Source organism: Methanothermococcus sp., from assembly GCF_015523155.1.
In the GTDB taxonomy this organism is placed as follows: domain Archaea; phylum AGJL01; class Methanococci; order Methanococcales; family Methanococcaceae; genus Methanofervidicoccus.
In genome coordinates this window covers 1-5,230 of sequence record NZ_WAKW01000023.1, presented here as the reverse complement: position 1 = coordinate 5,230, position 5,230 = coordinate 1, and the positions used below count along the sequence as shown (strand labels likewise).

General features: G+C 33.1%; 5 protein-coding genes and 1 pseudogene. All 6 read right to left on the bottom strand.

Features of this window, described 5'->3' with window-relative positions:
- Positions 1-154: coenzyme F420 hydrogenase/dehydrogenase beta subunit N-terminal domain-containing protein (locus tag F7B34_RS02915; protein WP_292460233.1), on the bottom strand; the 154-nt coding region annotated here is incomplete at its 3' end.
- Positions 155-257: 103 nt separating this feature from the next.
- Complete coding sequence (gene fdhF / locus F7B34_RS02910; protein ID WP_292460231.1) at positions 258-2,291, bottom strand: formate dehydrogenase subunit alpha; 2,034 nt, start codon at positions 2,289-2,291, stop codon at positions 258-260.
- A gap of 254 nt (positions 2,292-2,545) precedes the next feature.
- Positions 2,546-2,999 (bottom strand): annotated as a pseudogene (locus F7B34_RS02905) (beta-class carbonic anhydrase).
- Between the two features lie 62 nt (positions 3,000-3,061).
- Positions 3,062-3,604 (bottom strand): hypothetical protein, encoded by a 543-nt coding sequence (locus F7B34_RS02900; RefSeq protein ID WP_292460227.1) that lies wholly within the window; start codon positions 3,602-3,604, stop codon positions 3,062-3,064.
- Positions 3,582-4,406: a formate/nitrite transporter family protein gene (locus F7B34_RS02895; RefSeq protein ID WP_292460226.1), complete on the bottom strand. Its 825-nt coding sequence runs from the start codon at positions 4,404-4,406 to the stop codon at positions 3,582-3,584. Before F7B34_RS02895 ends, F7B34_RS02900 begins: the two co-directional genes overlap by 23 nt.
- Positions 4,407-4,682: 276 nt before the next feature.
- Positions 4,683-4,943: a selenium-binding protein gene (locus F7B34_RS02890; protein WP_292460225.1), complete on the bottom strand. Its 261-nt coding sequence runs from the start codon at positions 4,941-4,943 to the stop codon at positions 4,683-4,685.
- Positions 4,944-5,230 lie beyond the last annotated feature (287 nt).

Here is a 5,230-nt window from a genome sequence, read left to right as displayed (position 1 = left end):
TTCCATCATAGACATCCTCTCCCTTTTTTAAGGCTAAAACTCCATCAACAAGTTTTTTATCTAATAGGTATTTGAATAATGAAGTTACTGCCCCACCACATTCGGCATGTTTTAAAATGTTCTTATCTGTTGATTGGATTAAGAGATATTTCATGGTCATCACCATTTAAATACATAAAAATATAAAAATATAAAAATTCATATATGGCTAATTTCGCTATTTAGGGTGTATTAAAGAGATTGAAGATTAATGATAATTACTCCTTATCAATTCTAACTGCACACACCTTGAATTCAGGTATCTTACAGTTAGGGTCCAGTGCAGTGTTTGTTAATATATTTGCAGCACATTCTGCAAAGTGGAACGGCATAAACACCACACCTTTTTTAATATTTTCAGTTATTTTTGCCTTAACTTTTACCTCTCCTCTTCTCGATGAAACCCTGACTAGCTCTTTATCTTTAATATTTAATTTCTTGGCATCTTCTGGGTGTATTTCTACGAATCCCTCGTTTATCTCCGATGTAATATGCTTACATTTTCTCGTCATTGTTCCAGTGTGGTATTGAAATATAACTCTTCCGGTGGTTAAAATCATAGGATATTCTTCATCTGGAAGCTCTGCGGCTTCTCCATATTCAATGGCAAATAATTTACCTAATCCATCTTCTGTAAGGAATTTTTCAGTATGTAATATTGGCGTTCCTTTGCTATCCTCTGTTTTACATGGCCAGTATATACCTTCTACTCCCAATCTTTCGTAGGTAATGCCTGCATACTGTGGTGTGGCTTTTCTAATCTCATTAAATATTTCATTGGAAGTAGCATAATTAAACATATCACCATATCCCATTTTTTCAGCAAGTTTTTTAATTATAATCCAATCTTCTAGGGCATCTCCTGGAGGATTTACAGCCTTTCTTATTAATTGAACCCTTCTTTCAGTATTTGTAAATGTTCCATTCTTTTCAGCCCAACATGCAGAAGGCAAAACAACATCTGCCAGTTGAGCTGTTTCAGTTAAAAATATATCCTGAACAACGAGGAAATCGAGGGATTTTAAAGCATGTTCTACGTGGTTTATATCAGGGTCAGAGACCATTGGGTTTTCACCCATAATATATAGACATTTTAATTCCTTTCCACATTTTTCAATCATTTCTGGAATGGTGAGCCCAATATCATGGCTTAATTCAGTATTCCAAAGTTTTTCAAATTTAGCGTATATCTCAGGGATATTTACCTTTTGATAACCAGGATATACATCTGGTAGAGCTCCCATATCACAGGCTCCCTGAACATTGTTTTGCCCCCTCAGTGGATTGACTCCTGTTCCTCTTTTTCCAAGATTTCCAGTTATAAGTGCTAAATTACAGCATGATTTAACATTATCCACCCCATGTGTAAATTGAGTAATACCCATGCAGTATATTATCGATGATTTTTCAGAAGTTGCATATAATTTTGCCGCTTCCTCTATTAATTCGGGGGAAACTCCACAAATCTTTGAAGCATATTCTGGACTATATTTTTCCACAGTCTTTTTTAATTCCTCAAATCCTTTTGTTCTATTTTTTATAAATTCTGTATTTACTAAATCTTCCTCTATAATCACATGCATCATAGCATTTAACAATGCCACATTTGTTCCTGGGATGTTTTGAATATGCAAATCCGATTGATTGGCAGTCATTGTTTTTCTAGGGTCGATAACTATAACCTTAGTTCCCTTTTCCTTTGCTCTAACTACCCTCCTTGCAATTAATGGATGCTGTTCAAATGTGTTTGAACCTATAATAAGTATGCAATTTGCTTCTTCAATATCTTCAATTGAGTTTGTCATGGCACCAGACCCAAAAGCTTCCCCAAGACCTGCAACAGTTGCAGAGTGTCAAATTCTAGCACAATGGTCTATATTATTAGTTTTCACTACTGTTCTCGCAAATTTTTGGAATATATAGTTATCCTCGTTCGTGCATCTTGCCGATGAGAAAAAACCCACTTCATCAGGAGTGTATCCCTTTAATTTACTTGCAATTAAATCCAAAGCCTCTTCCCAGCTGGATTCAACAAATTTTCCATCTTTTTTAATTAATGGCTTTTTTAGCCGCTCATCACTATGAACAAATTCGTAGCAGTAATTTCCTTTAATACATGTTTTTCCTTCATTTACCGGATGTCTTTTAAACGGATGTGTCCCTACAATTTTAGCATCTTTTACGATTAAATCTACTCCGCATCCACATCCGCAGTATGGACATATCGTATGGACCATTTTAAATTCGGTCATTATATCCACCTTTCTTTTAATTATTATTAGGTTATTAATTTAATCATAATGGGAAACTTTTGGTTTTTTCTCAGTTATCCACTCCCAAGGGTTCGTAGATAACAGGGTGCCTATATTATTATAAAAATTATATTGAAATCAAAATAATAAAAACAAAATATATGTTGAATAATATATTTAAAGTATTTTGGATGGTGACTCTATGGGCATGTGTCAGCAAATGCTTCATCCACAGATTTATATGTACTGCATATTTAACATAGTCGTGTCAGTTCTCCTGTTTCAACATCTATAATATATCCCCTAACATCCACATCATTTGGAATTGCAGGATGATTTTTTGTCAATTCTACTCCTTTAATTATATTATCTTCTTCAGAATCAATTTTACCTAACCACTGTTCTAAATTTGGGGTGAAATATGGATTTGCTCCTCTTTCAAGCATTTTATTTTTAATATCCTCAATATCTACTGATTTCATACCGCAGTCTGTATGTCCAACAACCATGATTTTATTTACATCAAGTAGATATATTGCAACTACAAGTGACCTCAGCGTATCGTCTGTTATTATATTTCCAGCATTTTTAATGACCTTGGCATCCCCTCTGTCTATTCCAAGTTTTTCAGAGAGGAAATTGACTAATCTAGTGTCCATGCAACTGACAATTGCCAAGTTTTTTCTTAGGCTTTGCATCATCACTCAAAAATATGACCTCCTTAAACCACATTATTCAAAATTTTATTATAAACGATATTATTTATTACACTAACATACTTTATTAACCCCAATTCCAAAAATTTTTGGTTTCCACAGTTTTGGTATTCCCATGAATCCAAAATATTTGTAATGTTTTGATACTATTCCATATAGTGCTACTCTATCCCCTTTTTTTACATCCTCAGGAAGTGGAACAATGAGAAGAGATAATATTTCCCCAGTTTCGTCCCTAATTATAATCGTGGGTTTTGGGGAAATACCATAGGTTATTTTTTCCACTATTCCTTCAATTTTAACCTTTTGGTTTAACATGTCCTTAGTAATATCGCCTATTTTAGTTGTAGAAAGCGTCTTTTCATATTTTGGAAGCAATTCTTGGGAAATATCATTATTCATTTTTGAAATTTTTAAAGGTATGAGCGTCAGTGCTATGATGAATGGTATTGCACACAACAACACCCAAATATTTTTGGAAATTATCGTAGCCCATATTGTTATTGCAGACCAGATTATCATTGATATTGTGGCAGAAGGCATTGTTTTTGCATGCTTTAAAGCATTGTTTAGATTAAATCTTTTTACCATACGCATATTGATACACCATTGCTACAAATATTACTGCCCCAATAATGTTTCCTATTGTGGCAGGTAATTCGTTCCATAACCACCATCCTGAAAAAGACACGTTTGCACCAAGCATCATTCCAGCAGGGATGAAATACATGTTTGCCACACAGTGCTCGAATCCGGATGCTACGAATGCCATTATTGGAAACCATATCATAAAGAATTTACCCAATACACTTGTTGCAGTTAAAGACCCTATGACTGCAAGATTGACGAGCCAATTACATCCAATACCTTTTACAAGACAGGAAAGCCATCCCAAGGCCCCTCCTGCCATATATGGAAGGACTTTTGCCTCTGCTATTTTAATTGCAGTCTGTCCAAATGAATTAACTACCCATTCTCCAGTTGCTCTATTGAATGACCTGAGAGGACCATATACCATTATCAAGGCATATATTAAAGAACCTATAAGATTTCCAATATATACCCAAAACCAAACCTTTAAAAGCTGAGAAAATGACGCCTTTTTTTGAAACATTGCCACAGGCAGTAGCATCATATCCCCAGTAACGAGTTCCATACCAGTTAATATGATTAATATAAGTCCAACAGGAAATACTGATGCACCTATAAATTTTGCAATTCCCAATCCTAAATATTTGGACACTCCGGTAGAACATACTGTGCAAAGTCCAGCACCTATGGCAATATATGCTCCTCCCATAATTCCTCTTAAAAGCAGCTGGTCAGCTCCTAACTTTCCTTTATATTCCCCTACATTTCCAGCTAATTCAACGGTTTTATCAGGTGGGTTAAAATCCATATTATTACCTCCTTTCCAGTTTTTGTTTATTGTGGTCTTGTGGGGTGCTAACCACATATATGCAGTTGATACATTATATAATTTTTGGTTTAAATCATTTCAAAAAGTATATATATCAGTTGTTTTTTAGAAATATGTAATTTAAAAGCGTTATATAATATTAAAAAAGAAATTAAAATTAATTACTATTTACAAATAAATTATGGCAGTATATAACCCAAAATAAACTACAAAAATAAAAATAATTTAAAATAATTTAAAAATGATTAAGCTTTATTAATAAACAGCCCACTGACCTTCAATATCTTTGACAGCAGTACCATACCCCATTAATTTTATATTATTTCCATCATATACAGCAGTTGTTTTAAATCCTATTATAGCAATAGCTTTCATAGACTTTGCTTTTTTTTCCATTAATTTCAGCAATTTATCCATGTCGTAGCCCTCAACAACTTCTGAAACTATCCCCAAATAATAAAGCTCTACTCCTGGAATTCCATTTGTAGTTGTAATTATAAATGAATCCAATTTCATATGGACACCTCTACTTGTGAATATTACACCCCACAAACCCGCATAATTATATTATTATTCCAGTATATATATTTTTTGATTTGTCTAAAATGAGCAATATTTTATATATTAATATAATAAAAATATGTAGCGAAAATTTTATACGAGAATATATAATATTGGAGGTTTTTGATAACATTATAGAAGGTATAGAATTACCTACGGGAATTTATCTAATAGATTAGAAGAATTATAAAAATACATGCTATAACTCTACGATAGAAAATAAAAAATATTATTTCCAATAT

Bases quoted from the DNA above. Each gene is read 5' to 3' on its own strand.
- F7B34_RS02900 (WP_292460227.1), bottom strand. From the start codon at position 3,604: ATGCGTATGGTAAAAAGATTTAATCTAAACAATGCTTTAAAGCATGCA.
- F7B34_RS02890 (WP_292460225.1), bottom strand. From the start codon at position 4,943: ATGAAATTGGATTCATTTATAATTACAACTACAAATGGAATTCCAGGA.
- F7B34_RS02895 (WP_292460226.1), bottom strand. From the start codon at position 4,406: ATGGATTTTAACCCACCTGATAAAACCGTTGAATTAGCTGGAAATGTA.